Here is a 26,380-nt window from a genome sequence, read left to right as displayed (position 1 = left end):
CGGCTCACCACGCGCGGAATGACCCACCTACAGATACAGACGGACTGGAGGCGCGGTGCCATCTGGCACCGCGCCTCCAGTCCGATGTGGGGTGGCGTCAGCCCTTGAGGCCGGACCCGGTCACACCCTCGACGATCTGCCGCTGGAAGATCAGGTACAGGATGATCAGCGGCAGCGCCGCCAGGATCGCTCCGGCCTGGATGTCCGCGTAACGCTGACCGAAGCTGCCCTGGACCGTGGCGAGCCCGACCGGGATCGTCATGAGGTCCGGGTTCGACAGCACGAACAGCGGCAGCAGCAGGTTGTTCCAGACCCCGACGAAGGTCAGGATCGTCACCGCCGCGATCACGGGACGCGACAGCGGCAGGATGACCGACCAGTACACCTTCCAGATGCTCGCACCGTCGATGCGGGCGGCCTCCTCGAGCTCCTTCGGGATCCCGTCGAAGAACTGCTTGAAGATGAACACCGCGATCACGGCGGGCACCTGCGGGAAGATCACCGACCAGTAGGTGTTCAGGAGGCCCACGGCGTTGAGCTCCTGGAAGATCGGGATGATCAGCACCTGCGTCGGGATCATGATCCCGAGGATGATGAGCAGGAACGCGATGTTCCGGCCGCGGAACACGAGCCGGGACAGCGCGAACGCCGCCATCGAGGCGAACAGCACCGTGAGCACCGCGGTCACGACGCTCGTGATGGCGCTGGCGAGGTACCAGTTCCAGATGTCTCCGGCGCCGAACAGGGACGCGTAGGAGTGCAGCGTCGGGTTCCAGTTCGACAGGATCGAGTTCGCGCCGAGGGCGGCCACGCCGTTGTCCGACAGGGACGTCTTCAGGGCGAACAGGCTCGGGATGAGCCAGATGATCGCGAACACCGTGAGGATGATCGCGGCGACGGTGTTGAAGCCCCGGCCGGAGACGCCGATCTTCGCGGCGTTCGCGGGTGCTGCGGCGGAGACGCCGTTGCGGAGCTTCGGGCGAGCGGTGGTGATGCTCTCGGTGGTGGTCATGTCAGGCCCCGATCTCACGCTTGGCGGCTGCGCGCTCGACGAGCTGCCGGATGACCGCGATCGCGACGATCACGATGAACAGCAGCACCGACGCGGCCGATGCGGCACCGAGTCGGTTGTCGGTGAAGCCGACACCCGTGATGAGCTGCAGCGAGACCTGGGTCGAGATGCCCGGCCCGCCGTTCGTCATCAGGTACACCTGGTCGAAGATCTTCAGGCTCGCGATGATCTGCAGCAGGATGACGAGCGTCGTCGTGCGGCCGAGGAGCGGCAGCGTGATCGACTTGATCTGCTGCCAGCTCGAGGCACCGTCGACGGCCGCGGCCTCGTACAGTTCGCGCGGGATCTCCTGCAGGCCGGCCAGGTAGAGCACGAAGTTGAACCCGAGGGTCCACCAGACCGTGGCGATCGCGACACCGATCATCGCGGTGTTCGGGCTGGACAGCATGCCCGAACCCGGGGTCATCCCGAGCAGGGTCTGCAGGCTCGCCCACAGGCCGGTCGCCGGCGTGAAGATGAACACCCAGATGAGGGAGATCGTCGCCGACGGCAGGATGAACGGCAGGAAGAACGCCAGGCGGAAGAACCACTGGCCGCGGTTCATCCGGTTCGTCAGCACGGCGAAGACGAACGCCAGGATGACGAGCGGCGGGGTCGTGTAGAGCGTGAACTGCAGGGTGTGCCAGAGCGACGACCAGAAGTCGGAGCGTCCGAGCATCTCCGCGTAGTTCGCGAACCCGGCGAAGCTGCCGAGCCCGGTGCGGACGGTCGAGGTGTTGAAGAAGCTCGAGACGATCATCCAGACCGTGGGTCCGAGCAGGAAGGCCAGGTAGAACAGGCCGAAGGGGGCGAGGAACAACCAGCCGCTGCGGCCCTGGCCGCGCGTGAGACTGGTCCGGTAGGTGCGGTTCCGCCGTGGCGCGGTGGTCGCGTCCGTGGGGCGGTCGAGGACAGGTGCTGTGGTCACGTCATCGTGCCTTTCGCGCGGTGTTCACGTCGAACGCGTGCCCGGTGCTGTGCCCGGACGCGTGTCCGGTGCTGTGCCCGTTCGGGTGCGCGTTCACAGCGGGCTCGGGGTGTTGAGGTAGGTCGCGAGCTGCGACTTGATGGCACTGAGCGCCTGGGCGGGGGAGGAGCTGCCCTGTTGCACGAGCGCGAGCTGCGCGCCGACGGTGCCCTCGAAGGTCGAACCGGAACCGCCGTACCAGGCGGCGTCGTCGAACACGGCCGTCTCAGCTGCGGAGGCGTAGTTCGACTGCGGCGTGAGCTTCTTGTACGCGGTGCTGTCGAACGTGGGGATGTAGGCCGGCACGTGCCCGCCCTCGGCCCACGTCATGCTCTGCTCGAGCATCTGCTTGATGAAGAGCATCGCCTGCTTGCGCTGATCGGCCGAGCGGTCCTTCCTCGGCAGGATGAACGTGTGCGAGTCGGCCTGCGTGGCGGGCTTGTCGTACAGCTGCGGGATCGGAGCCATGCCGAACTTCAGGCCCTTGATGGACTGCGCGGTGCTGATCTCCCACTCGCCCTGCATGAAGAAGCCGACCTTGCCGTCGAACATGAGCGACTCGGCGGTGGCGTAGTCGAGGGCCTTGTTGAGCCAGCCCTGCTTCACCCACTTCTGGGTGCGGCTGGTGACCTCGTTGTAGGCGTCCTCGTTGACGGTGAGCTTCGCGCCGCCGTCGCTGATGAACGGGGTCGCGTCCTTGATCTGGTTGTAGAGCGTCCAGAAGAAGCGCCACGGGGTCGCGGTCTCCGGCACGACGTTCGCGACGTTGAGCGCGTTGCCGCCGGTGACCTTCGAGACCGCGGCCAGGGCGCTCTCGAACGTGTCCATGCCGGACAGGTCCTTGAGGTTGCCGTCCGAGTCGAGCAGGCCCGCCTTCTGGCAGACCTCAACGTTGTAGAAGAGCACGAAGGGGTGGGTGTCGAGCGGGATCGCGATGTTGTTGCCGTCGGTCTTCTGCGCGGCCCAGGCCTTCTGGTTGAAGTCACTGGCGCTCAGGCCGACCGACGCCAGGTCGTCGTTCGTGATCGGGTCGAGGAGGTCACCGTCCCAGAGCGGCTTCGCCCGGGTGAGGTGCGCGATCGCGACGTCCGGCGGCTTGTTCCCGACGGTGGCGAGTGTCAGCTTCGAGTAGTACGGGTTGCCCCACGCGAACGTGGTGGCCTGCAGCGACGACGAACCGCCGTGCTGCTTCGCGTACCCGGCCTCCATCGACTGCATGCGAGCGCCGTCGCCACCGCCGAAGAGGTTCCAGAAGACGAGGGTCTCGGGGTTGAGGGCGCTTCCGGCGAGGCCGGCCGCGATCGGGCTCGAGCAGGCGGCGAGCGGCAGGACCGTCGCGGCCGCTGCTCCGGCGGCGAGGAAGCCGCGGCGCGAGAGTCGCGTCGCGGGTGTGGCTGGTCGGATCGGCATGGCATCACTCCATCGGGACGGGCCGAACACGGGAGCAGGGTCGGTGCTCCCGCCGGAGCATCGCTGCTCCGGGTACGGAGCAGCGGGTCGATGCTCCGTGAGCGCTCACATTAGCGCTCGACCCCATCATCCGCCACCCCTTCCGCCCGGGCTCGGAAACCGGTAGCGTTTTCGTTAGGTGAGCGCTCACTTTCGTGACGCGGTGCTTCGGAACCCGATGTACCCGCACGAGGCGTTCCGTACGACCCGCTGTTGCACGATCGAAGGAGATCCATGCCCCGCACACACCTCGTCCTCGACGCCGCGTTCACCGTGGGGCCGGTGCGACGTCGCCTGTTCGGCGGGTTCGTCGAACACCTCGGACGCCACGTCTACGACGGCATCCACGAGCCCTCCCACGAGACCGCCGACGAGCACGGCTTCCGGAAGGACGTCGTCGAACTCGTCAAGGAACTCAACGTCTCGGCCATCCGCTACCCCGGCGGCAACTTCGTCTCCGGGTACAAGTGGGAGGACGGTGTCGGCCCCGTCGAGCAGCGTCCCCGCCGCCTCGACCTCGCCTGGCACTCCACCGAGACCAACGAGGTCGGCCTGCACGAGTTCCAGCACTGGCTCGACCAGGTCGGCTCCGAGCTCATGCTCGCCGTGAACCTCGGCACCCGCGGCACCGCCGAGGCGATCGAGCTCCTCGAGTACGCGAACATCGACGCCGGCACCGCGCTGTCCGAGTACCGCAAGTCGAACGGCCGCGCCGAGCCGTTCGCAATCAAGATGTGGTGCCTCGGCAACGAGATGGACGGCCCGTGGCAGCTCGGCCACAAGAACGCCGACGACTACGGCAAGCTCGCCGCGATGACGGCGAAGGCCATGCGCCAGATCCAGCCCGACCTCGAACTCGTCGCCTGCGGTTCCTCCGGAGCCTCGATGCCGACGTTCGGCGAGTGGGAGCGCACCGTCCTCGAGCACACCTACGACGACGTCGACTACATCTCCGCGCACGCCTACTACGAGGAGGACGGCGACCTGGCGTCGTTCCTCGCCTCCGGCGTGAACATGGACCACTTCATCAAGACGGTCACGACGGCCGCCGACCACGTGCAGGCGCATAAGAAGTCCGACAAGCGGATCGACATCTCGTTCGACGAGTGGAACGTCTGGTCGATCAGCAAGTGGAACGAGCAGCAGAAGACGTTCGGGCCGCAGGACTGGCCGGTCGCCCCGCGCCTCCTCGAGGACGTCTACACCGTGGCCGACGCCGTCGTCGTCGGTGGGCTGCTCATCTCGCTGCTCCGCCACGCGGACCGCGTCGCATCGGCGTCGATCGCCCAGCTCGTCAACGTGATCGGCCCGATCATGACCGAGCCCGGCGGACCGGCCTGGCGCCAGACCACGTTCTTCCCGTTCTCGCTCACCTCGCGGCTCGCGAACGGCACGTCGCTGCAGGTGAAGGCCTCGGGTGACACGGTCGACGGCGGCAAGTACGGCGAGGTCCCGGTCGTGGACTCCGCCGCCACCGTCTCGGACGACGGCGCCGCCGTGTTCCTCGTCAACCGCCACCCGTCCGAGTCGACCACCGTCACGATCGACCTCGCCGGCCTGTCGGTCGACGGGGACGTCCGGGCCGAGGGTGTCTGGGACGACGACGTCCACGCGGTGAACGACCTGTCCAACACGGAGCGCGTCACGCTCCGCACCAACGACAGCGTCCGCCGCGAGGGCAACACGATCACGATCGAGCTCCCGCCGGTCTCCTGGACCGCCGTGTCGATCGGCTGAAGCGCCTCGGCGCACGCTGCGGCGGGCGTCGAGTGAGCACGGAGGGCGTCGGTTCCGCACAGCGGTGCCGGCGCCCTCCGCTGCGCGCGGCGGGCGCCGGCCGTTCGCTCGGGCTGGGCGACAGTTCACGGGTGGGGCGCGCGTGAGGTGTCGCTGGGTGCGTGAGGTCGCGGCAGCACGGCGGCCGGGAGGCGCGGTGCGGGCCGGTGGCGCGCCTCCAGGCCGGTGGGTGGCCCGGTCCACGGCGGCAGCCCACTCTTCGGGCTGGGCGACAGTTCACGGGGTGGGGTGCGCGTGAGGTGTCGCTGGGTGCGTGAGGTCGCGGCGCGCTGACGCTGGCTGACGCGGCGCGCCGACGCCCGACGCTAGCCGCGCGGCGGCGCGCTCCGCACGGCGCGCGAGCGCCAGGAGATCTCGTCGACGAACGCGGCGGTGTCGGGACCGAGTGGGTCGTCAGCGGCGTCCTCGATGAGCAGGCCGAGTGCCGGAGCGAGCAGGAACGAGGTGGTGGTCGTGCTGCCGAACGCATCGACGGTCGGCACGGCGACGGTGTCCGCGAGTCCGGCGTGGGCGAGGGCGGCGGCGTAGTCCAGCACCGCGTCGGCCGCTTCGTCGGTGGTGAGCACCGCGGTGAGTCCGTAGACGATGTTCTTCATGATCCGTGAGCCGTGGTGGAGGAGTGAGAGCGAACCCGTGGGTCGTACTCCGGAGACACGGAGGCGTCGCATACCCGAGGCCGGACAGCGAACCGGCACGTCGTGCACGGTACGCCTCGTCGGCTGCGCGCGTCAGTCGACGGGTGGCGGGGCGGTGCTCGCGCGCTCGACGAGGCGGACCGGCACGAGGTCGGCGGTCGCGCGCACGGGCTGGCCCTCGATCTGGGCGAGGAGGTTCGTCACGGCTCGGCGCCCGACCTCGTCGAAGGACTGGTGCACGGTGGTGAGCGGCGGCCAGAACGAGTCGGACTCGGGGGAGTCGTCGAAGCCCACCACGCTGAGCGACGACGGCACCGGTCGGCCGAGCTCGTGGGCGGCGCGGAGCACCCCGAGCGCGGTCTGGTCGTTCGCCGCGAACACGGCGGTGATCTCGGGGCGGCGGGCGATCTCGAGCCCGGCACGGTAGCCGGACTCGGAGCTCCACCCGCCGTGGAACACCGGCGGGACCGTGCGCCCTGCGGCCTCGAGCGTGGTCTGCCAGGCGCCGAGCCGTCGCGCGGCGGAGTACGACGACGTGGGACCGGCGACGTGCCAGACGGTCTCGTGCCCGAGGTCGAGCAGGAGCTGGGTCGCCTGCCGTGCGCCGTCGGCCTGGTCGGTGTCGATCGAGGGGTGCTGCGTCGTGCCGGTGGAGTCGATGATGACCATCGGGACGCCGTCGGGCAGGGCGACCTCGGCCGTGTCGATGATGTGCGACTCGATGATGATCACGACGCCGTCGACGGCCTGCTCGTGCAGGCGGGAGAACGCCGACCGGACGCCTTCTTCGGTGCGGGAGGCCATCGGCAGGAGCGTGATCGTGAAGTCGGCGGCACCGGCGGCATCGGCGATCGCCTCGAGCGTGCGCATGTTGCCGTAGGACGCGAGGGTGAACATGATCACGCCGATGGTGCGGAAACGCCCGGACCGCAGCGCCCGAGCGGCACGGTTCGGCCGGTAGCCGAGGTCGTCCATCGCGCGCTGCACCCGGTCGCGGGTGTCCGGGGAGACGTTGTCGAAGCCGCGGGCGACGCGGGACACGGTCTGCATCGAGACGCCGGCGGCATCGGCCACGGCGGCCATCGAGGGGGAGCGGCGTGCGGCGGCGGGCAGCTCGGTCGTCACGGGCGCCCCTTCCGTCCAGAGCCGGGTCGGACACCCGGCGTCCCCGAACGCTAGCGCATGTTGACGTTGCCATGCTATCGTCGCGGCGTTCGATGTTGACGTCAACATCGAACGGCCAGACAGCAGCAGGACAAGGGAGTTCCATGAGCACGCTCGAAGCGCGCCCGGCCGGTGCCACCGCACCGACCGCGCCACCGCGCCGCCGCGCCAAGCCGCGCGGCCGCTTCACCGGATGGCTCTTCGTCGGCCCGTTCGTCGTCGTCCTCGTCGCGATGCTCATCGTCCCGATCGGGTACGCCCTGTGGCTGAGCCTGTTCCGCGACCAGCTCATCGGCGGCAACCAGTTCGTCTGGTTCGCGAACTACATCCAGCTGTTCCAGGACGCCAAGTTCTGGTCCGGGCTCGGCCGGGTCGCCCTGTTCCTCCTCGTGCAGGTGCCGATCATGCTCGGGCTCGCCCTCGTCGCTGCCCTCGCGCTCGACAGCGCACGGCTCTGGGGGACGTCGTTCTTCCGCATCGCGGTGTTCCTGCCCTACGCGGTCCCCGGCGTCGTCGCGGCGCTCATCTGGGGCTTCATCTACGGCAACCAGTTCGGCCTCACCGGCACGGCGAACCACGCACTCGGCATCGACCTGCTGCAGCCGTTCAGCCCGGACTGGGTCCTCACGTCCATCGGCAACGTGGTCACGTGGGAGTTCCTCGGCTACAACATGCTGATCTTCTACGCGGCACTCCGCGTCGTTCCCGGTGACCTGTACGAGGCCGCCGAGCTCGACGGTGCCGGCCCCCTCCGCACGGTGTTCTCCATCAAGCTCCCGGCCCTCCGTGGCCCGCTGGTGATCGCCACCATCTTCTCGATCATCGGCAGCTTCCAGCTCTTCAACGAGCCGAACCTGCTGAAGACCCTCGCCCCGAACGTCATCGGCAGCGCCTTCACCCCGAACATGTACGCCTACTCGCTGTCGTTCAGCGGCCAGCAGTTCAACTACTCCGCGACCGTCGCCATCGTCATGGGTGTCATCACCGCCGTGATCGCCTACGTCGTCCAGGTCCGCGGAACCCGCCAGGAGAACCGATGAGCACCCTGCAGCAACCCGCCCAGGCCGGCCCGGCCACGGTCACCGAGGCGACCACGACGCAACGCGGGCCGCGTGACAAGGCGAGCCGCGCCTCCAGGCCGACACGGATCCGCCGCCTGCGCAACGGGATCGACGGACGCCGCCCCAAGCGGTCCGGTCTCCTCACCGCCGTGATGGTCGTCTTCGTCGTCTACTCGTTCGCGCCGCTGTTCTACCTGCTCGTCAACAGCACGAAGACGCAGGCCTCGCTGCTGTCGACCTTCGGGCTCTGGTTCGGCGGGAAGTTCAACCTCTGGCAGAACATCGTCGACACGCTGACGTACAACGACGGCATCTTCGTGCAGTGGCTCGGCAACACGCTGCTCTACGTCGTCGTCGGCGCCGGCGGAGCGACGCTGCTCGCCACCGTCGCCGGCTACGGCATGGCGAAGTTCCAGTTCGTCGGCCGTCGCGCCGTGTTCGCGGTCGTCCTCGGCGCGATCGCCGTCCCCGGCACCGCGCTCGCCGTCCCGACCTTCCTGCTGTTCTCGCAGTTCGGCCTGACGAACACCCCGTGGGCGATCATCCTGCCGTCGCTCATCAGCCCGTTCGGGATGTACCTCATCTGGACCTACGCGGTGGACGCGATCCCCGCCGAACTCCTCGAGGCCGCCCGCATGGACGGCGCGGGCGAGTTCCGGATCTTCTTCACGATCGCGCTCCGCCTGCTCGCGCCCGGTGTCGTCACCGTCCTGCTGTTCGCGGTCGTCGCCACCTGGAACAACTACTTCCTGCCGCTCATCATGCTGAGCGACCCGAAGTGGTACCCGCTCACGGTCGGCCTGAACCAGTGGAACGCGCAGGCCACCGGCTCCGGTGCGCAGCCGATCTACAACCTCGTCGTCACCGGATCGCTCCTCACGATCATCCCGATCGTGGTCGCGTTCCTCTTCCTCCAGCGCTTCTGGCAGTCCGGCCTCGCGGCCGGGTCCGTCAAGGCCTGAGACCCACAGCAGCACCCCCCAACACGAAGAAGTGAAAGGCACCCCCATGAACACCAGGCTCCGGCGCGGACTCAGCGCCCTCGCCATCGGCGTCACCGCCGCCATCGCCCTGGCGGCCTGCGCCTCCGGCGGCTCGTCGTCCGGCGGCTCGTCCGACGACGTCTCGAAGGCCCTCGAGAAGGGCGGCACGCTCACGTACTGGTCGTGGACCCCGTCCGCGAAGGCCCAGGTCGCCGCGTTCGAGAAGGCCTACCCCAAGGTGAAGGTCAAGCTCGTCAACGCCGGCACCGGCGCCGACCAGTACACGAAGCTGCAGAACACGATCAAGGCCGGCTCGGGCGCCCCCGACGTCGCGCAGGTCGAGTACTACGCGCTCCCGCAGTTCGCCCTGTCCGACTCCCTGCTCGACCTGTCGTCGTACGGGTTCGGGTCGCTCGAGGACAAGTTCGCGAAGAGCACCTGGAGCTCGGTCTCCATGGACGGCAAGGTCTACGGCCTGCCGCAGGACTCCGGCCCCATGGCGCTGTTCTACAACAAGACGGTCTTCGACAAGAACGGCATCGCCGTGCCGAAGACGTGGGACGAGTACGTCGCCGCCGCGAAGAAGCTGCACGCAGCCGACCCGGACGCGTACATCACCGCGGACTCCGGCGACGCCGGCTTCACCACGAGCATGATCGCCCAGGCGGGTGGCACCCCGTTCACCACCAAGGGCGACAAGGTGACCATCAACCTGCAGGACGCGGGCACCAAGAAGTGGACGAACACCTGGAACGAGCTCGTCGAGCAGGGTCTGCTGTCGAAGACGGTGGGCTGGAGCGACGACTGGTACAAGCAGCTCGGCAACGGCCAGATCGCCACGCTCATCACCGGCGCCTGGATGCCCGGCAACCTCGAGGCCAGCGTCGCGGACGCGTCCGGTGACTGGCGGGTCGCCCCGATGCCGACCTACGACGGTGCCACCGCGCAGACCGCCAACAACGGCGGCAGCGCCGAGGTCGTGCTGAAGCAGTCGAAGAACTCGGCACTCGCCGCGGGCTTCCTCAAGTGGCTCAACTCGTCGAAGGCCTCCACCAAGGTCTTCATGGAGTCCGGCGGGTTCCCGTCGACCACGGCCGACCTCCAGTCGTCCGCGTTCCTCGACGACAAGCCGGAGTACTTCGGCGGCCAGCAGATCAACAAGGTGCTCGTCGACGCGTCGAACTCCTCGGACAACGACTTCACCTACCTGCCGTACCAGGTGTACGCGAACAGCGTCTACGCCGACACGGTCGGGCAGTCGTACGAGAACGGCACCTCGCTCGAGGGCGGTCTCGAGGCCTGGCAGAAGGCCCTCGCCAAGTACGGCAAGGACCAGGGCTTCACGGTCGCGACCAAGTAGTCCACCCAGCTCGACAACACCTCCACCGGGGTCGTGCGGACACCGTCCGCACGGCCCCGCTGTCTGAAAGAGTCACCTCATGCGCTTCGCCATCGGCGACACCGACTTCCTGCTCGACGGCGAGCCGCACCGGATCCTGTCCGGCGCGATCCACTACTTCCGCGTCCACCCCGACCTGTGGGCGGACCGGATCCGCAAGGCGAAGCTGATGGGGCTCAACACCATCGAGACGTACGTCGCCTGGAACGCACACGCGCCGTCGCCCGGGGTCTTCGACCTGACCGGCGGGCTCGACCTCGGCCGCTTCCTCGACCTCGTCGCCGCGGAGGGGATGCACGCCATCGTCCGCCCCGGCCCCTACATCTGCGCCGAGTGGACGAACGGCGGTCTGCCGTACTGGCTCTTCACCGACGGGACCGTCGGCGTGCGCCGGATCGAGCCCGGGTTCCTCGGGGCGGTCCGCGCCTACCTCGACGCGCTCGCACCGGTCCTCGTCCCGCGGCAGATCGACCAGGGCGGGCCCATCGTGCTCGTGCAGGTCGAGAACGAGTACGGCGCGTACGGCTCGGACGCGTCCTACCTCCGCGCACTCGAAGAGATGCACCGCGACATCGGCCTCACCGTGCCGTTCACGAGCGTCGACCAGCCGATGGGCACCATGCTCGAGGACGGCTCACTGCCGACCCTGCACAAGACCGGCTCGTTCGGGTCTCGCTCGGCCGCCCGCCTGGAGCGACTCCGGCAGGCGCAGCCCACCGGCCCGCTCATGTGCTCCGAGTTCTGGGACGGCTGGTTCGACAGCTGGGGCGAGCACCACCACACCACCCCCGCGGCCGCGAGCGCATCCGACCTGGACGACCTGCTCGCCGCCGGCGGCTCGGTGAACATCTACATGTTCCACGGCGGCACGAACTTCGGCTTCACGAACGGCGCGAACGACAAGGGCGTGTACCGGCCGATCTCGACGTCGTACGACTACGACGCACCGCTGGACGAAGCGGGGCGGCCGACCGCCAAGTTCCACGCGTTCCGTTCCGTGATCGAGCGCTACGCGCCCGTCCCCCCGCTGCCGGCCTCGATGGAGCCGGGTGGATCGGGTCGTCTCGGTCCTGCGGACGCGTCGGGCGACGGCCTGGAGGCGCGGGTCGTCCCCGCCTCGGACCTCACCGTCCGTCTCGACCGCGTCGCGTCACTCCGCTCCCTGCTGCCCGCGCTCACCGAGTGGTCCACCCACGACGCTCCGCCCACCTTCGACGCGCTCGGCGCTGCCTCCGGCTTCGTGCTCTACCGCGCCGAGGTCGACCTGCCCTCCGGCGGCGTGCTCACCATCGGCGAGGAGGTCCGCGACCGCGCCGTCGTCAGCGTCGCCGGCTCAGGCGGTGGCGGCACCGTCGTGGGTGTGCTCGAGCGCGAGCACCACGACCGCGCCATCGCCCTCCCGCCCGTCACGGGCACGCTCGAGCTGCTCGTCGAGGACCAGGGCCGCGTCGACTACGGCCCCCGCATCGGCGAGCCGAAGGGCCTCATCGGCGGGGTCGCCATCGACGGCGTGCCGCTCGAACGCTGGACCGCGTCGCCGATCGCCCTCGACCCGCTGGCGCCCACCGCGCTGGACGTCCTGGCCGCGATCGAACCGACGGACGGCGACGTGCTCGCTGGCCCGACCTTCGCCACGGGGACGTTCGACCTCGCGGCCGTCGACGATCGCTACCTGTGCCTCGACGGCTTCCGGAAGGGCGTCGCCTGGGTCAACGGGTTCTGCCTCGGCCGGTACTGGTCGCGAGGACCGCAGGCGACGCTCGCCATCCCCGGGCCGGTGCTCCGGGAGGGCCGGAACGAGCTCGTCGTGCTCGAGCTCCACGCGTCGGCGTCCCGCACGGCGTGCCTGCTGCTCGAGCCCGACCTCGGCCACACCGAGGCCTGACGCGGGCGCGCGCCCCGCCCCCGCCCCGCCCCGCCCCGCCCCGCCCCGCCCCGCCCCGCCCTTGGGGCTGTTCCGCGCATAGGAAGCAGTTCCGCTCGTAGGGTGCCGAATCGCGCGTAGGAGGTCGGAATTTCCTGCTCCCTACGCGCGATTCCGCTTCCTACTGCGGGCGCGATGGGAAGGACCGCTCGCCGGACTGTCGCGCGGCTCGTGGGCAATCGATCAGGAAGAGGAAACTCCGGCCCACTCGCGGACCTGCATCAGCCCTGTGCGCCGCCACCGCCACAGCCGAGCGAACCTCGTGCCGTCGTCCTCCCACGCCCGTACCAGGAGCCAGAGCTGGCGACGGTGCTGGGTGCCGGTACTGTCCCTCCACTCCACGAAGGCGTCGTCGAGCACGCTCGTGATGTCAGCGCGTCGGGCCTCCCACGAGATGAGGAAACCGTCGTAGCGCAGCGTGTCCTCGGACAGGTGCACCGCCACCCGTGGCGCCCGCACGGCCACGAGCACGCCGGCCGCCACCAAAGCCACGCCGAGCACGAGCACGAACCCCTTCGCCGACGACTCCGGGACGGACGTCACCCAGGCGAGGACGATCCCCGTCCCGACCATCACGGGACCGAAGACGACGGCGTTCGCGATCCGCTCCCACCGCGGCGCTCGGACCGTCGTCACGGTCGGCCGACAGGCGCATCGAGCCCGTCGAGCTCGGCCCGGGCCCGGCGGGCGTCGGCGATCCGGTCCTCTTCGGGGCGCGTCCACCACTCGGGCCCGCGCTCGCCGAGCCCGTGCTTGGCGATGCCGTTCCGGTGCCGCGCCGCCGCCAACGCCTCGTCGTCGCCTGCCCGCTTCGCCTGCCGCACCGCGTTCCGGCCGCGGCCCAGGTGTGAGCGGAGCGCGGCGGCGACGTCCTCCGGCAACGCGGGGTCGGTGCGCCGCCACCGTCGGCCGTCGACGACGAAGAAGTGGTCGTCGGGCTCGCTCATGCCCCGATTCTGCACCGTTGGTGGTCTCAGGGAGACAGGGAGGGACGGGACAGGCCCCCCCGCCTACTGACCGGGCGACGGATGGTGCTCGGCCATCGCCCGACGGACCTGGTCGCCTCGCAGCGGGCGTCCGCCGAGCGGTTCCCGCGGGACACTCGCTGCGCGGAACCCGTCGAGCGCCAGGTCCACCCACCGGCGGTACGCGTCCGGCGCGACGCGACCGAAGGTGCCGATGGTCGCCGCGATCGACAGCTGGAGGAGCGCCACGTCGGGCAGCGCGGCGTCGGCGCGGATCGCACCGGCCGCCTGCCCGGCGGTGAAGAGCGCGTCGATGCCGTCCTGCACCGCGACCCGGAGCTGCAGCAGCGTGGGCGCCTCGCGGTAGTCGGTGGTCATCAGCTCGCTGAAGCCGGTTCGCCGCGCCTCGATCTCGGCGGTGCCCCGGACGAACGTCGCGAACCCCGACCACGGGTCGGACGCGGCGACGCCGCGGCAGCGCTCGACGAGGTCGAGGACCTCCTGCAGGGGTTCGGTGAGCACCGCCTCCCACAGGGCGGCTCGCGTCGGGAAGTGCCGGTACAGGGTCGCGTTGCCGAGACCGGCTGCGACCGCGATCGGTTCGAGTGGAGCCTGGAGGCCGTGGTCGGTGAACGCGGTCCGGGCCGCGTCGACGAGGGACTGACGGTTGCGCGCGACGTCCCGGCGGATCATGGTCCGAGCCTAGATCGGGGAAGCCGGGAATACGGGGAGCAGTCTCCGGTTTGAAACGGGGACCACCTTCCGTTTCATTCTCCTCAGGAGTTCCCCGTGCACATCGCTGCAGTCGTCCTCTCGCTCGTCCTCGCCCTCGCCATGCTCGGTTCCGGGATCATGAAACTCGTCCGCAACCCGAAGATCGTCGCCTCGATGGAGGCCGTGCACGTCTCGCCCGCGCAGATGATCGTCCTCGGCCTGCTCGAGGTCGCCGCTGCCGTCGGCCTCGTCGTCGGACTGTGGTGGGTGCCCCTCGCGATCGCCGCGGCCATCGGCGCCGTCGTCTACTTCGCCGGTGCCGTCGTGGCACACCTCCGCGCGCACGACCGTGAACTCCAGGGCGCGGCCGTGCTGCTCGTGCTCTCGGTGGCGACGCTCGTGGTGCTCCTCCTCGCCCGGTAGTGGGGGAGTGGGCAGCGGGTCCCGAGCCGTCGCCGCGCTTTCGGCCAGCCGGCCGACTCAGGGGATGAGGCGGTCGGCGCGGTACCGGTCGAACAGGTCCGCGAAGGCACGCTCGGTCCGCCGGTAGCCCGTGAACCCGGCCTCGCGGCTCTTGCTCATGTCGGTCACGACCTCCATGGCCCGGCCGAGGTCGGCGTCGGTGTGCCACCACGACGCGAGTCGTGCGATGTCGGGTTCGGCGAGGCCGTGTCGCTCGGCGATCCCGGCCCACGCCGACTCGTGCGGCGCCATCTGCTCCTCGAGCGGGCGTGGCCGAGCCTCGTAGCCGACGACGCGTGCGGGGTCGACCCCGAGGTGGGCTGCGAGGCGCGGCCACATCCACCGCCAGCGGAACACGTCACCGTTCACGATGTTGAACGGTTCGTCGGCCCCCTCGGGTGACGTCGCCGCCCAGACCATGTGCTCGGCGAGGAGGCCCGCGTCGGTCATGTCGGTGAGGCCGTTCCACTGCGCCTCGCTGCCGGGGAACACGAAGTCGAGGTCGAGCTCCTTCACGATCGCGGCCTGCACCGCGAGCGTCAGCCCCATGTTCATCGCGTTGCCGACCGCGTGCCCGATCACCGTGTGCGAGCGGTGCACCGACCACGTGAACCCCTGACGCTCGGCCGCCGCGACGAGCTCGTCCTCCTGGGCGTAGTAGAAGTTCGGGGTGTCGAGCCGGGGTTCGTCCTCGTGGAAGGGCGTGTCCGGCATCTCGCCGGCGGCGTACGCCTCGAACGGGCCGAGGTAGTGCTTCAGGCCGGTGACGAGTGCCACGTGCCGGAGCGGCGCGTGCCCGAGGGCGGCGAGGAGGTCACGGACCATGCCGCCGTTCACCCGGATGTTCTCGGCCTCGGTCGCCTGCCGCTGCCACGCCGTGAAGAACACGTGCGTGGGGTGCTCGTCCGCCAGCGCGGCGGTCAGGCTCTCCGGGTCGCGGAGGTCGGCGGCGACGCTGCGCACGCCGTCGCGGGCGAGCGGTCTGCGGGAGAGCGCGGACACCTGCCAGCCGGTGCCGAGCAGGTGGTCGACCAGGGCCGAGCCGGTGATGCCGCTGGCACCCACGACGAGCGCGTGACGATCGGTGGACTGCGGGGTGGTGTCGTCGAGAGTCATCACGTTCCCCAACACGTGTCGTGCCACGGGTGTTCCCTCAGCGCGGTCGGCGGATACGGATGGGACCCTTCGCCGTTGACGGGTCGATGACGACGCCGTGCTGCGTGATCTCGACCTCGCCGCGGGCGACCATGCGACGCGCGGCTCGACGCGCGGGTTCCATCAGGTCGCGCCAGTCGTCGGGATCGAGTGCGCGGGCGACCTCGGAGGGGCAGATGCTCGACGACCGTGCCCGCGCGGCGAGGAGTTCGTCGATCCGCTGTTCGAGCGCGCGGTCGGTGTCGTCGACGCCGTGCTTGCGGCAGGCGGCGGAGCACCACTTCGCCTCGGGGGCAGTGGACTTCGACATCCGGCGGCCGCACCCCGCGCAGGTGCGTTCCGCGTGCGCCGACTCCGACGCCTCGGCGTGCGCTGCGGTCCTGATGGCTCGTCCCATGCGGCCCATCCTCGTCCTGCCGTCCCGCTCGGTGCACAGCAGAGGCACACGCAGCACCAGCGGCACGCACAGCACGGTCGCACGCGACTCAGGTCCGGCTGGCACGATCGTGGCGGTGAGCATCGACACCAGCGCCGCCCTGCCGCCCGAACCCGCCTGGGTCCCGCACGTGCTGTGGTGGCACGTGTACCCGCTCGGCTTCGTCGGCGCCGAGGTCCGCCCGGAGACACCGGTGGCCGACCGGCCCCTCGAGCACCGGCTGGGCCGGATCGCGGGGTGGCTCGACCACGTCGTCGACCTCGGCCTGAACGGTCTGCTGCTCGGCCCGGTGTTCGCGAGCTCGACCCACGGCTACGACACGGTGGACCACTTCCGGATCGACCCTCGGCTCGGTGACGACGACGACTTCGACAGGCTCGTCGCCGCCGCGCACGAGCGTGGCGTCCGGGTCCTGCTCGACGGCGTCTTCAACCACGTGGGGCGGGAGCACCCCGCCTTCCGGGCGCTCGAGGCCGAGGGGCCACGGGCAGCGACGGCCGACCTCTTCGCGGTGGACTGGGACGGCTGGGAGCCCGGGGACGCGGTGCGCACCGGGAACTTCGAGGGGCACGACATCCTCGTCGCGCTCGACCACGGCGCGCGCGCGACCGAGGACCTCGTGGTCGAGGTGATGACGTACTGGCTCGGACGCGGGGTCGACGGGTGGCGGCTCGACGCCGCGTACGCCGTGCCGCCGGCGTTCTGGGCGCGGGTGCTGCCGCGCGTGCGAGAGCGGTTCCCGGACGCCTGGTTCAGCGGCGAGGTGATCCACGGGGACGCGGCCGCGATCGTCCGCGAGTCGACGATGGACTCGACCACGCAGTACGAACTGTGGCAGGGGATCTGGCACGGCATCGCGGACGGCAACTGCCACGAGCTCGCGCACGCGATCGAGCGGCACGATGCGCTCCTGGCGACGTTCGTGCCGAGCACGTTCGTCGGGAACCACGACGTCACCCGCATCGCGAGCGCGGTGGGGGAGGACTTCGCCGAGCACGCCGCCGCGGTCCTGTTCACCGTCGCGGGCACCCCGAGCGTCTACGCCGGCGACGAGTTCGGCTGGACGGGGATGAAGGAGGAGCGCGAGGGCGGTGACGACGCCGTCCGCCCGGCGTTCCCCGACGAGGTGCCCGCGCCGACCACGATCACGCACTCGCACGAGGCGCTCATCGCCCTCCGCCGTCGCAACCCGTGGCTGCACCGTGCCCACACCGACGTCGTGCACCTGACGAACACGGCGATCGTCCTGCGCACCGCGACGGCCGACGCCGCGGTGGTGACCGCCCTGAACCTGGCGGCCGATCCCGTCGAGCTGCCCGCGGCCGACGCGACGCAGGTGGAGGCGGGCGGCGCGGATCTCGGGAACGGGACCGTGCGCCTCCAGGCCCGGGGGTGGGCGGTCCTGTCTCGATCGTGAGCAGCAATGGTCGGGTCCCCAGACGGGACCCGACCATTCCTGCTCACCAAGCGAGCGACGCGCGACGAGCGACGCGCGACGCGAGCCGCGCGACGCGCCCTACTTCCGCGCGGACGCCGCCCGGCGCTTGTTGAACACGTCGAACGCGACCGCGGCGAGCAGCACCAGGCCCTTGATGAGCGACTGGAACTCCGTGCCGACGCCGAGGATCGACATGCCGTTGTTGAGGATGCCGATGATGAGACCACCGACGATGGCTCCCGGCACGGTGCCGATGCCGCCCGTGACGGCCGCGCCACCGATGAACACGGCCGCGATGGCGTCGAGCTCGAACCCGTTGCCCGCGCTCGGCGAGGCGAGGTTGAGCTGCCCGGTGAACACCACACCCGCGAGCGCCGAGATGACACCCATGTTGACGAAGAGCAGGAACGTGACGCGCTTCGTCTTCACGCCGGACAGCTGCGCGGCCAGGGCGTTGCCGCCGATCGCGTAGATGTGCCGGCCGAACACCGCGCTCCGCATGATGACCGAGTACACGACCACGAGCAGCCCGAGGATGACGAGCACGATCGGGGTGCCGTTGTAGCTGGCGAGGAGCAGTGCGACGTAGATGACGAGGACGACGCCGAACGCCAGCTTGACGATGAACCAGGGGAACGGCTCGCTCTCGAGCTGGTACTTCCGGCGGGTGGCGCGACCGCGGAACGCGACGACCACCATGACCGCCGCGGCCGCGAAGCCGAGGATCATCGTGAGCGGCTCGTACCCGCTGGACCCGAACGCCGGCAGGAACCCGGAGCCGAGCGACCGGAACCCCTGCGGGAACGGCGAGATCTGCTGGTTCTGCAGGGCGATCTGGGCGGCTCCGCGGAAGGCGAGCATGCCCGCCAGGGTCACGATGAACGCCGGGATCCCGAAGTAGGCGATCCAGAAGCCCTGCCAGGCGCCGACCAGTGCGCCGATGACGAGGCAGAGGACCACCGCGACGGGCCAGGGGAGGCCCCACTGCGTGATCATCACCCCCGCCATCGCCCCGGTGAAGGCGACGACCGACCCGACGGACAGGTCGATGTGCCCGGCGATGATGACCATCACCATGCCGATGGCGAGGATGAGGATGTAGCTGTTCTGGACGATCAGGTTCGAGACGTTGATCGGGGCGAGGGTGATGCCGTTCGTCGTCACCTGGAAGAAGATGACGATGACGATCAGCGCGATGAACAGGCCGATCTGTCGGAGCTGCCCGGTGAGGTAGCCGGCGGCGGACTTAAGCGCGTTCATTGACAGGGGTCTCCCGTTCCTGGGTCATGTACTGCATGAGGACCTCTGGCGTGGCCTCGGATCGGGGCACGTCGGCGGTGATCGTGCCCTCGGAGAGTGTGTAGATGCGGTCGCAGATGCCGAGCAGTTCGGGGAGCTCGGAGGAGATCACGATGATCCCCTTCCCCTGGTCCGCCAGGCTGTTGATGATCGTGTAGATCTCGTACTTCGCCCCCACGTCGATGCCGCGGGTGGGCTCGTCGAGGATGAGGACCTCCGGGTCGGCGTACATCCACTTCGACAGGACGACCTTCTGCTGGTTGCCGCCGGAGAGCTTGCCGGTGAGGACGTCGACGTTCGGCGCCTTGATGTTGAGGTTCTTCAGGAACTGGCCCGCGACGGTGGTCTCCTCGGAGGCGTTCACGAAGCCCCACGATGCGAGCTTCCCGAGCGCCGAACCGGAGATGTTCCGCTTGATGTCGTCGATGAGGTTGAGGCCGTACCGCTTCCGGTCCTCGGTGACGTAGGCGATCCCGGCGTCGATGGCCTGCGTCACGGTGTGCGTCTTCACCGGGGTGCCGCGCTTGTACACGGTGCCGCTGATGCCGGCGCCGTACGACTGCCCGAACACGCTCATCGCGAGCTCGGTGCGTCCGGCGCCCATGAGCCCGGCGATGCCGACGATCTCGCCGGCACGGACCGTGAGGTTCGCCTGGTGGATGATCTCGCGGGAGGCGTCGAGCGGGTGGTGGACGGTCCAGTCCTCGATCCGCAGCAGCTCCTCGCCGACCCTTGACTCGTGCGTCGGGTACCGGTTCGACAGGTCGCGGCCGACCATGCCGCGGATGATCCGGTCCTCGGACACGTCGTCGGCGTGCATGTCGAGCGTCTCGATGGTCTGCCCGTCGCGGATGATCGTGACCTTGTCCGCGATCGCCTTGATCTCGTTGAGCTTGTGGCTGATGATGATCGCCGTCATGCCCTCGGCCTGCAGCGACCGGATGAGCTCGAGCAGGTGCGCGGAGTCGTCGTCGTTGAGCGCCGCGGTGGGCTCGTCGAGGATGAGGAGCTTCACCTTCTTCGACAGCGCCTTCGCGATCTCGACGAGCTGCTGCTTGCCGACACCGATGTCGACGATCTTCGTGACCGGGTTGTCCTTCAGTCCGACACGCTGCAGCAGTTCGGCTGCGGCGAGGTTCGTCTTGTTCCAGTCGATGAAGCCGCCCTTGGACCGCTCGTTGCCGAGGAAGATGTTCTCGGCGATCGACAGGAACGGGCTGAGGGCGAGCTCCTGGTGGATGATCACGACGCCCGACGCCTCGGAGTCGTTGATGTCGCCGAACTGCACGGGTGCGCCGTCGAGCAGGATCTCGCCGTCGAACGTGCCGTGCGGGTAGACGCCCGACAGCACCTTCATGAGCGTGGACTTGCCGGCGCCGTTCTCGCCGCAGATCGCGTGGACCTGGCCGCGCTCGACCGCGATCGAGACGCACTGCAGGGCCTTCACGCCGGGGAACGTCTTGGTGATGTCACGCATCTCGAGGATGGTGTCCGTCACGTCGACCGCCTTCCGTAGTGCGCGCTCGCGCGCGCGGGTGGGACGGACCGCCAGGCGCGTGGTGCGCTGGCACCGTGCCCTGCGGTCCGGGGGAGAGCGGACTGGAGGCGCGGGGCGGGGTGGCCACGCGCCTCCGGTCCGTGAAGGGGTTGCGACTACTTCAGGTCGGCTTCGGTGTAGTACCCGGAGTCGATGAGGACCTTCTGGTAGTTCTCCTTGGTGACGACCGTCGGCTGGAACAGGAAGGTCGGGACGACCTTGACCTTGTTGTCGTAGGTCTTCGTGTCGTTGACCTTCGGGGTCTTGCCCGTGAGCAGGTCCTCGGCCATCGACGCGGACTTCTCGGCCAGCTGGCGCGTGTCCTTGTAGATGGTGGAGTACTGCTGGCCGGCGACGATCGACTTCACGCTGGCGGCCTCGGCGTCCTGACCGGTGATGGTCGGGAGCGGACGGCTGCTCGTGCCGTACCCGGCACCCTGGAGCGCCGAGATGATGCCGATCGACATGCCGTCGTAGGGCGAGAGCACGCCGTTCAGCGTGGTGCCGCCGGAGTACGACTTCGCGACGAGGTTCTGCATGCGGGCCTTGGCCGTGGCCGGGTCCCACTGCAGCGTGGCGGCCTGCGTGAAGCCGTCCTGGCCGGAGCCGATCTTGATCGTGCCGTCGTCGAGGTACGGCTTGAGGGTCTTCATCGCGCCGTTGAAGAAGAACGTCGCGTTGTTGTCGTCGGGCGAACCGGCGAAGACCTCGATGTTGAACGGACCCTTCTCACCGGTCTTCTTGCCGTCGGCGTCGAGGACGCCCAGGCCGGTGAGGAGGCTGTTCGCCTGGTCGACGCCGACCTTCTCGTTGTCGAACGACACGTAGTAGTCGACGTTCTTGTTGCCGGTGAGCAGGCGGTCGTAGGAGATGACCTTGATGCCGGCCTTCTTCGCGGCGTCGAGCTGGTCGGACAGCGATCCGCCGTCGATGGACGCGACGATGAGGACCTTCGCGCCCTTCGTGATCATGTTGCTGACCTGCTGGACCTGCTGCGGGATCTTGTTGTCCGCGTACTCGAGGTCGACCTTGTAGCCGGCCTTCTCGAGGTCGCTCTTGACGGCGTTCCCGTCCTTGATCCAGCGTTCCGACACCTTGGTCGGCATCGCGACGCCGACGAGGGCGCCCTTGTTCGAGTCGCTGCTGCCGCCACCGTCGGTGGAGGCGCGGCCGCCGGCCGAGCACGCGGCCAGGGAGATCGCGATGCCGAGGGCTGCGGCCCCGGCCAAGATCCTGCGCTTCATCATCGAAGTACCTCTGTTCCTCTCGCGTCGTCCTCGACGCGCTGGGGTGCCGGGGCTGCTGTGCCCCGTGGGAATTGCTCATGTGAGCGCTCACATCCTGGGGGTTCCGTGACGGGGTGTCAACTGGGCGTGACCGTTTCGGGATCTTGCAGCGCTGGCCGGACTGCGCGGTACGGTTGGCGACGTGAGCACCACGACCGCCCCCGAGGGCAAGGGCGGCAAGCGCCGGAAGGCCCCGACGATCTTCGACGTCGCCGAACGCGCCGGGGTGTCGCACCAGACCGTCTCCCGCGTCATCAACGGCGACCCGACGGTCCGCGAGCAGTACCGCACGCAGGTCTCCGACGCCGTCACCGAGCTCGGGTACCGCCCGCGCGCCGCAGCCCGGGCGCTCGCCGGGGGACGCAGCCGCGCGCTCGGCATCATCACCGCGGGCGACGCCCTGTACGGACCGTCGAGCACCGCCATCGGCTTCGAGCGGGCAGCGCGCTCGGCCGGGTACCACGTGCTCCTGTCGACACTGCCCGACGACCCGCGCCCCGGCGACCTGTCCGCCGCGATCACGACGCTGCTCGCCCAGGACGTCGCCGCGATCGTCCTGGTCGCCGCCGACAACCGCGTGCTCGACGCCCTCGCCTCGCTGACCGTGCCCGTCACCGTGCCGGTCGTCGTGTCCAACGCCGTGCAGCGCGACGCCGCCCGCGCGCCGATCGCACCGAGCGTCGCCGCCGTCGCGATCGACCAGGTCGCCGGGACGTCGCTCGTGATGGAGCACCTGTTCGGCCGCGGACACCGACGGATCGTGCACATCGCCGGCCCGAGCGTCTCCCAGGAATCAGAGGTGCGCCGCGAGACCTACGTGCGGATCATGCACGAGGCCGGCCTCGAACCGGTCGTGCTCGACGGCGACTGGACCCCGGCGAGCGGGTTCCAGGCGGCGCGGACGATCGACGTGCACACCGTCGACGCGGTCTTCGCCGGGAACGACCAGATGGCGCTCGGGGCACTGCACGCCTTCGCCGACGAGGGGCTCCGCGTCCCCGACGACATCGCCGTGGTGGGGTTCGACGACGTCCCCGAGGCCGCGCACTTCACGCCGCCGCTCACCACCGTGCGGCAGGACTTCCGGGCGATGGGGGAGCGGGTGCTCGACACGGTGCGGGCCCTGGTCGAGGGGGAGCCCCGCGACGAGACGCTGCTCCTGCCCGAGCTCGTGGTGCGCCGGAGCGCGTAGGGCGCCGGGGCGCCAGCCTCGCACCGTGCGCGGCGCTCGCGTGCCGCTCGCTAGCGCTCGCGTGGCCCGTGCCGTCCGGTGCGAGGTTCCGTACTCGGTGCAGGCCCGACCGCCTCGCACCGAGTCCGGAACCTCGCACCGGAGCGCCTCCTCGCACGGTGCGAGGGGGCGACCCGACCGTCAGCCCTTCAGCGCACCGGACGACAGCCCCGCGACGTAGAACCGCTGCAGCCCGACGTAGAGCGCGATGCACGGGATCATCGCCACGACCGACCCGGCGACGAGGTTCCCGTACGACACCTGCCCGTACGCCCCGGTCTGCAGGTTGAGCAGCGCGACGGGCAACGTGTAGAGCGAGTCCTTCGTGAGGAAGGTCAGCGCCCCGAGGAACTCCGTCCACGACGCCAGGAACGCGTAGAGCGCAGCGGTCGCGACACCGGGCAGGAGCAGAGGACGGAGCACCGACACGACGACCCGGAAGCGCGAGGCGCCGTCGACGAACGCCGAGTCCTCGAGCTCGGTCGGGATCGACTCGAACGCGTTCCGCATCACGAACACCCCGAACGGCAGGTTCACCGTCGTGTAGAAGAGCACGAGCCCGAGGAGCGAGTTCGTGAGCTTCATCGCGTTCAGCTCGAGGTACAGCGGCGTGAGGATCGCCTGGAACGGCACCATCATCGTCAGCAGGACGAGCCCGAACACCAGGCCGGACCCACGGAACCGGAAGCGGGCGAACCCGTAGCCGGCCATCGTCGCGATGACGGCGGTGAGGACCGCCGTGCACACCGACACGATCACCGAGTTGAACACGCCGGTGAGCAGGTGCGACGACGAGTTGAACACGGCGGCGAAGTTCTGCCATCCGAGCTGGAAGAACGTCGCGGCGTTCGGGGCCTGCGTGATGACGGCCTCGGACTGGAACGCGCGGAGGATCGACCAGATCAGCGGGACCCCGAACACGAGCGCGGAACCGACGCCCGCGATCACGTAGAGGGTGCGCTTCACGGCGGTGTCGCGCGGGTGGCGGACGCTGCCCTGGTGGTGGCGTCGGCGTCGCCCGTCGCCCTCGGTGGTGAGGGTCCGCGTCGACAGGTCCGGAGCGGCCAGTCCGGCTCGCGAGGTCGTGGTGCTCATGGCTCAGTCCTTCTCTCGCAGTGCCCAGAACTGGAACACCGTGACGGCGGCGATGACGATGACGAGCGCGATCGACTGCGCGGTCGCCGCCCCGAGCTGCAGGTTCACGAACCCGCGGTTGTAGATGGCGTTGACGATGGTCGTGGTCTCGGTGCCCGGACCGCCCTGGGTGAGGATGTAGAACTGGTTGAACGCCAGCAGGGACCCGATCACCGAGATGATCACGCTGAGTGCCACCGTGGGCCGGATCATCGGGAACGTGATGAGCCGCTCGGTCTGCCACCAGGACGCGCCCTCGAGCTGCGCGGACTCGTACACCTCGTCGGGGACGCCCTGCATCGCCGACATGAGCAGCACCATTGTCAGCCCGGACACCGCCCACACCACGAGCACGCAGATGAGCAGCGTGGCGAGGGGACCGTTCACGAGCCAGGCCGTGCTGCCGTCGGTGATGCCGAGCCAGTGGAGCACCATGTTCACGGCCCCGGAGTTCGGCTGCGCCTCGAGGACGAGCATGAACGAGAGCGTCGTCAGACCGACCACGTACGGCAGGAAGAACACCGTCCGCAGCAGGGTGCTGCCGCGTCGGCGGGACCGGACGAGCACGGCCAGGAAGTACCCGAGCGCGAGGATCGGCAGGGTGACGATCGCCGTGTACAGCAGCGTGTACCCGATGGCGTGCACGAAGGTCGGGTCCTGGAACAGCGTCGCGTAGTTCTGCAGTCCGATGAACCGGTACGGCCCGATGAGGGGCCAGTTCGTGAACGAGATGTAGAGCGCGAACACGAGCGGGACGAGGACGAACACCGCCACGAACAGGATCGCCGGGGCGACGAGCACCGCCCCGGTGCGCGGCGGGTGGGTGAGCGAGTTCCGGGAGCGGACCGGGCCGCGGCCCGGCCCACGCCCCACGGTGGAACGGCCGGCGCCGGTCCGGCCGGCGGTGCGCCGGGTGGAGATGGTCGACATGCGTGCACCTCTCTGTGCAGTCGAGACGAGCGGGACGAGCGGGGAGGAGCGGTCAGGCCTGGACCTGGTCGAGGATGCGCTGGTACTCGGACTGCGCCGTCTTCATGGCGGCGGTCGTCCCGGACCCGAACACGGCCTCGCGGAACATCGCGAAGTACGGCGACGAGGGCTGGTTGTTGAGCAGGTTGTACGCGAGGGTCTGCGGCGCGTACCCCTTGTCGATCGCGTCGAGCGGGCCGAACGCGAGCGGGTACTTCTTCCGGTACGCCGGCGTCGCCGCGTCCGAGCGGGTCGGGAAGTAACCCCCGTCCGGCAGCGCCTGCTGCTGCTGCAGGCCGTTCGCGTACTGCATGAACGCCCAACCCCCGGACGGGTTCGCCGCCCCGTTCGGGATGCACATGTTGTCGCCGCCGTCGAAGAACGACCGCTTGCCGTCCCACGACGGGATCAGCACGGTCTGCATCTTCGCCCGCATCGCCTTGGTGGCCGCGGGCACGGTCGCGCCGTACGAGGTCGGGAAGATGCCGACCTTCCCGGCCCGGAAGTCGGCGCCCCAGGTCGTGCCGGCGTCGGAGTACGTCGCCTTCGAGAGCACGCCGTCCTTCCACAGCTGCCGGTAGAACTCGAGCATCCGTTCGAGGGCCTCGTTGCCGGTGATGTTCGCCCGCTGCGAGCCGACCGCACCGGACATCATGTCGACGCCGGTGGCCCAGACGTGTGGCTGGGTGACGAACCCGATGATCCCCGCGGCGTTCCCGGAGATCGACCACCCGTAGACGTCGTCGCCGGTCTCCCGGATCGCCTTCGCCGCGGCGAGCAGGCTGTCGAGGTCCTTCGTCGAGTCCTCGACGTCGAGCCCGGCCTTGTCGAACAGCTCGGTGTTGACGAAGAGCTGCGAGTTGTCCGCCAGGTACGGCAGGCCGTAGTACCGGCTCTTGTACTCGAGCAGACGCAGGTGGCCGGGGGAGATCTCGTCGAAGTAGTCGAGTCCCTTGACGACGTCGGTGAGGTCGGCGAACGCCTCGCGGAAGATGAACAGCTGCGAGTTGATGTCGTCGATGTCGACGACGTCCGGCGGCTCACCGCCACGGATCGCGGTCGCGAGCTTGGTCACGTACTGCCCGTCGGGCACCGGTGTCAGCTCGACCTGCAGCTTCGGGTTCGCCTTGTTGAAGCCGGCGACGGCTGCCGTCAGCCCGGCCTGGGTGGCGGCGCGGCACCAGACGTGCACCGTGCCGGTGGCGTTCTGTCCGAAGGCGGCGACCTGTGCGTCGACCTTGGGCAGTGTGCCGGAGCACGCGGCCAGGGTGAGGGCCGCCCCGCCGGCGATGCCGCCGGCGAGGAACGCTCTGCGCTTCACCGG

The 26,380-nt window shown here is 69.5% G+C and carries 24 protein-coding genes; 8 read left to right on the top strand and 16 right to left on the bottom strand.

Annotation, left to right across the window (positions count from 1 at the left end; all coding sequences use genetic code 11):
- Positions 1 to 97: 97 nt before the first annotated feature.
- The 3 genes from DEJ28_RS13940 to DEJ28_RS13930 form a co-directional block, all read right to left on the bottom strand.
- Entirely contained in the window at positions 98 to 1,012 is a 915-nt protein-coding gene (locus DEJ28_RS13940) for a carbohydrate ABC transporter permease (protein WP_111116860.1), read from the bottom strand.
- Between the two features lies 1 nt (position 1,013).
- Positions 1,014 to 1,979 carry a carbohydrate ABC transporter permease gene (locus tag DEJ28_RS13935; RefSeq protein ID WP_111116859.1) on the bottom strand — a complete coding sequence of 322 codons (966 nt, stop codon included), beginning with the start codon at positions 1,977 to 1,979 and terminating at the stop codon, positions 1,014 to 1,016.
- 93 nt (positions 1,980 to 2,072) lie between these two features.
- Positions 2,073 to 3,428, bottom strand: coding sequence for an extracellular solute-binding protein (locus DEJ28_RS13930; protein WP_111116858.1), 1,356 nt, complete (start codon positions 3,426 to 3,428; stop codon positions 2,073 to 2,075).
- A 273-nt stretch (positions 3,429 to 3,701) separates the two neighbouring features.
- Here DEJ28_RS13930 and arfA point away from each other — a divergent pair, with 273 nt between their 5' ends.
- A complete protein-coding gene (arfA, locus tag DEJ28_RS13925) occupies positions 3,702 to 5,204 on the top strand; it encodes an arabinosylfuranosidase ArfA (RefSeq protein ID WP_111116857.1) in 1,503 nt (500 codons plus the stop codon).
- Between the two features lie 365 nt (positions 5,205 to 5,569).
- Here arfA and DEJ28_RS13920 read toward each other — a convergent pair whose 3' ends face one another.
- Together DEJ28_RS13920 and DEJ28_RS13915 are read right to left on the bottom strand one after the other, a co-directional pair.
- Positions 5,570 to 5,860: a hypothetical protein gene (locus DEJ28_RS13920; protein ID WP_111116856.1), complete on the bottom strand. Its 291-nt coding sequence runs from the start codon at positions 5,858 to 5,860 to the stop codon at positions 5,570 to 5,572.
- A gap of 132 nt (positions 5,861 to 5,992) precedes the next feature.
- Positions 5,993 to 7,024, bottom strand: a complete 1,032-nt coding sequence (locus DEJ28_RS13915; protein WP_111116855.1) for a LacI family DNA-binding transcriptional regulator — start codon at positions 7,022 to 7,024, stop codon at positions 5,993 to 5,995.
- A 143-nt stretch (positions 7,025 to 7,167) separates the two neighbouring features.
- On the opposite strand from DEJ28_RS13915, the gene DEJ28_RS13910 reads away from it, so the two are divergent.
- From DEJ28_RS13910 to DEJ28_RS13895, 4 genes are all read left to right on the top strand, one after another.
- Complete coding sequence (locus DEJ28_RS13910; RefSeq protein WP_111116854.1) at positions 7,168 to 8,103, top strand: carbohydrate ABC transporter permease; 936 nt, start codon at positions 7,168 to 7,170, stop codon at positions 8,101 to 8,103.
- Complete coding sequence (locus tag DEJ28_RS13905; RefSeq protein ID WP_220034660.1) at positions 8,100 to 9,086, top strand: carbohydrate ABC transporter permease; 987 nt, start codon at positions 8,100 to 8,102, stop codon at positions 9,084 to 9,086. Before DEJ28_RS13910 ends, DEJ28_RS13905 begins: the two co-directional genes overlap by 4 nt.
- Before the next feature lie 46 nt (positions 9,087 to 9,132).
- Entirely contained in the window at positions 9,133 to 10,467 is a 1,335-nt protein-coding gene (locus DEJ28_RS13900) for an ABC transporter substrate-binding protein (protein WP_181433813.1), read from the top strand.
- Positions 10,468 to 10,546: 79 nt separating this feature from the next.
- Complete coding sequence (locus DEJ28_RS13895) at positions 10,547 to 12,391, top strand: glycoside hydrolase family 35 protein (protein ID WP_111116852.1); 1,845 nt, start codon at positions 10,547 to 10,549, stop codon at positions 12,389 to 12,391.
- Positions 12,392 to 12,613: 222 nt separating this feature from the next.
- On the opposite strand, the gene DEJ28_RS13890 is transcribed toward DEJ28_RS13895, so the two are convergent.
- The 3 genes from DEJ28_RS13890 to DEJ28_RS13880 all read right to left on the bottom strand — a co-directional run bounded on the left by DEJ28_RS13890 (position 12,614) and on the right by DEJ28_RS13880 (position 14,088).
- Positions 12,614 to 13,066, bottom strand: a complete 453-nt coding sequence (locus tag DEJ28_RS13890) for a hypothetical protein (protein ID WP_111117480.1) — start codon at positions 13,064 to 13,066, stop codon at positions 12,614 to 12,616.
- Positions 13,063 to 13,377, bottom strand: a complete 315-nt coding sequence (locus tag DEJ28_RS13885) for a biopolymer transporter Tol (protein WP_111117479.1) — start codon at positions 13,375 to 13,377, stop codon at positions 13,063 to 13,065. The genes DEJ28_RS13890 and DEJ28_RS13885 overlap by 4 nt, the downstream gene beginning before the upstream one ends.
- 63 nt (positions 13,378 to 13,440) lie before the next feature.
- A complete protein-coding gene (locus tag DEJ28_RS13880; protein ID WP_111117478.1) occupies positions 13,441 to 14,088 on the bottom strand; it encodes a TetR/AcrR family transcriptional regulator in 648 nt (215 codons plus the stop codon).
- Between the two features lie 96 nt (positions 14,089 to 14,184).
- Between DEJ28_RS13880 and DEJ28_RS13875 the strand changes: the two genes are divergently transcribed.
- Positions 14,185 to 14,532: a DoxX family protein gene (locus tag DEJ28_RS13875; RefSeq protein WP_111117477.1), complete on the top strand. Its 348-nt coding sequence runs from the start codon at positions 14,185 to 14,187 to the stop codon at positions 14,530 to 14,532.
- Positions 14,533 to 14,589: 57 nt separating this feature from the next.
- On the opposite strand, the gene DEJ28_RS13870 is transcribed toward DEJ28_RS13875, so the two are convergent.
- Together DEJ28_RS13870 and DEJ28_RS13865 are read right to left on the bottom strand one after the other, a co-directional pair.
- A complete protein-coding gene (locus tag DEJ28_RS13870) occupies positions 14,590 to 15,687 on the bottom strand; it encodes an SDR family oxidoreductase (protein ID WP_111117476.1) in 1,098 nt (365 codons plus the stop codon).
- Positions 15,688 to 15,724: 37 nt separating this feature from the next.
- Positions 15,725 to 16,123 (bottom strand): DUF3253 domain-containing protein, encoded by a 399-nt coding sequence (locus tag DEJ28_RS13865; protein WP_111117475.1) that lies wholly within the window; start codon positions 16,121 to 16,123, stop codon positions 15,725 to 15,727.
- Between the two features lie 115 nt (positions 16,124 to 16,238).
- Here DEJ28_RS13865 and DEJ28_RS13860 point away from each other — a divergent pair, with 115 nt between their 5' ends.
- Positions 16,239 to 17,579, top strand: coding sequence for an alpha-amylase family glycosyl hydrolase (locus DEJ28_RS13860; RefSeq protein WP_258368293.1), 1,341 nt, complete (start codon positions 16,239 to 16,241; stop codon positions 17,577 to 17,579).
- Positions 17,580 to 17,678: 99 nt separating this feature from the next.
- Here DEJ28_RS13860 and mmsB read toward each other — a convergent pair whose 3' ends face one another.
- From mmsB to chvE, 3 genes are all read right to left on the bottom strand, one after another.
- Entirely contained in the window at positions 17,679 to 18,860 is a 1,182-nt protein-coding gene (gene mmsB, locus DEJ28_RS13855; protein WP_111117473.1) for a multiple monosaccharide ABC transporter permease, read from the bottom strand.
- Positions 18,847 to 20,397: a multiple monosaccharide ABC transporter ATP-binding protein gene (gene mmsA, locus DEJ28_RS13850; RefSeq protein WP_111117472.1), complete on the bottom strand. Its 1,551-nt coding sequence runs from the start codon at positions 20,395 to 20,397 to the stop codon at positions 18,847 to 18,849. The genes mmsB and mmsA overlap by 14 nt, the downstream gene beginning before the upstream one ends.
- 155 nt (positions 20,398 to 20,552) lie before the next feature.
- A complete protein-coding gene (gene chvE, locus DEJ28_RS13845) occupies positions 20,553 to 21,683 on the bottom strand; it encodes a multiple monosaccharide ABC transporter substrate-binding protein (RefSeq protein ID WP_181433881.1) in 1,131 nt (376 codons plus the stop codon).
- Positions 21,684 to 21,864: 181 nt separating this feature from the next.
- On the opposite strand from chvE, the gene DEJ28_RS13840 reads away from it, so the two are divergent.
- Positions 21,865 to 22,914 (top strand): LacI family DNA-binding transcriptional regulator, encoded by a 1,050-nt coding sequence (locus tag DEJ28_RS13840; protein WP_111117471.1) that lies wholly within the window; start codon positions 21,865 to 21,867, stop codon positions 22,912 to 22,914.
- A gap of 180 nt (positions 22,915 to 23,094) precedes the next feature.
- Here the strand turns inward: DEJ28_RS13840 and DEJ28_RS13835 are convergent, their stop codons facing one another.
- Genes DEJ28_RS13835 through DEJ28_RS13825 form a run of 3 tightly spaced genes read right to left on the bottom strand, consistent with a single transcriptional unit; the run spans position 23,095 to position 26,377 of the window.
- Complete coding sequence (locus DEJ28_RS13835) at positions 23,095 to 24,048, bottom strand: carbohydrate ABC transporter permease (RefSeq protein ID WP_111117470.1); 954 nt, start codon at positions 24,046 to 24,048, stop codon at positions 23,095 to 23,097.
- Between the two features lie 3 nt (positions 24,049 to 24,051).
- On the bottom strand, positions 24,052 to 25,017 hold the full coding sequence (locus DEJ28_RS13830) for a carbohydrate ABC transporter permease (RefSeq protein ID WP_111117469.1): 966 nt from the start codon (positions 25,015 to 25,017) through the stop codon (positions 24,052 to 24,054).
- Positions 25,018 to 25,069: 52 nt separating this feature from the next.
- On the bottom strand, positions 25,070 to 26,377 hold the full coding sequence (locus DEJ28_RS13825; protein ID WP_111117468.1) for an ABC transporter substrate-binding protein: 1,308 nt from the start codon (positions 26,375 to 26,377) through the stop codon (positions 25,070 to 25,072).
- Positions 26,378 to 26,380: the final 3 nt, after the last annotated feature.

Source organism: Curtobacterium sp. MCPF17_002 (genome assembly GCF_003234115.2).
Taxonomy (GTDB): domain Bacteria; phylum Actinomycetota; class Actinomycetes; order Actinomycetales; family Microbacteriaceae; genus Curtobacterium.
The sequence above is the reverse complement of the archived record's forward strand: the minus strand, read 5'-3'. Positions and strand labels throughout refer to the sequence as shown.

What these genes read in the sequence shown, in the direction of transcription:
- DEJ28_RS13880 (WP_111117478.1), bottom strand. Translation starts at nt 14,088, where the DNA reads ATGATCCGCCGGGACGTCGCGCGCAACCGTCAGTCCCTCGTCGACGCG.
- DEJ28_RS13895 (WP_111116852.1), top strand. Translation starts at nt 10,547, where the DNA reads ATGCGCTTCGCCATCGGCGACACCGACTTCCTGCTCGACGGCGAGCCG.
- chvE (WP_181433881.1), bottom strand. Translation starts at nt 21,683, where the DNA reads ATGATGAAGCGCAGGATCTTGGCCGGGGCCGCAGCCCTCGGCATCGCG.
- DEJ28_RS13920 (WP_111116856.1), bottom strand. Translation starts at nt 5,860, where the DNA reads ATGAAGAACATCGTCTACGGACTCACCGCGGTGCTCACCACCGACGAA.
- arfA (WP_111116857.1), top strand. Translation starts at nt 3,702, where the DNA reads ATGCCCCGCACACACCTCGTCCTCGACGCCGCGTTCACCGTGGGGCCG.
- DEJ28_RS13910 (WP_111116854.1), top strand. Translation starts at nt 7,168, where the DNA reads ATGAGCACGCTCGAAGCGCGCCCGGCCGGTGCCACCGCACCGACCGCG.
- DEJ28_RS13865 (WP_111117475.1), bottom strand. Translation starts at nt 16,123, where the DNA reads ATGGGACGAGCCATCAGGACCGCAGCGCACGCCGAGGCGTCGGAGTCG.
- DEJ28_RS13870 (WP_111117476.1), bottom strand. Translation starts at nt 15,687, where the DNA reads ATGACTCTCGACGACACCACCCCGCAGTCCACCGATCGTCACGCGCTC.
- DEJ28_RS13930 (WP_111116858.1), bottom strand. Translation starts at nt 3,428, where the DNA reads ATGCCGATCCGACCAGCCACACCCGCGACGCGACTCTCGCGCCGCGGC.
- DEJ28_RS13835 (WP_111117470.1), bottom strand. Translation starts at nt 24,048, where the DNA reads ATGAGCACCACGACCTCGCGAGCCGGACTGGCCGCTCCGGACCTGTCG.
- DEJ28_RS13940 (WP_111116860.1), bottom strand. Translation starts at nt 1,012, where the DNA reads ATGACCACCACCGAGAGCATCACCACCGCTCGCCCGAAGCTCCGCAAC.
- DEJ28_RS13885 (WP_111117479.1), bottom strand. Translation starts at nt 13,377, where the DNA reads ATGAGCGAGCCCGACGACCACTTCTTCGTCGTCGACGGCCGACGGTGG.
- mmsB (WP_111117473.1), bottom strand. Translation starts at nt 18,860, where the DNA reads ATGAACGCGCTTAAGTCCGCCGCCGGCTACCTCACCGGGCAGCTCCGA.
- DEJ28_RS13900 (WP_181433813.1), top strand. Translation starts at nt 9,133, where the DNA reads ATGAACACCAGGCTCCGGCGCGGACTCAGCGCCCTCGCCATCGGCGTC.
- DEJ28_RS13905 (WP_220034660.1), top strand. Translation starts at nt 8,100, where the DNA reads ATGAGCACCCTGCAGCAACCCGCCCAGGCCGGCCCGGCCACGGTCACC.
- DEJ28_RS13830 (WP_111117469.1), bottom strand. Translation starts at nt 25,017, where the DNA reads ATGTCGACCATCTCCACCCGGCGCACCGCCGGCCGGACCGGCGCCGGC.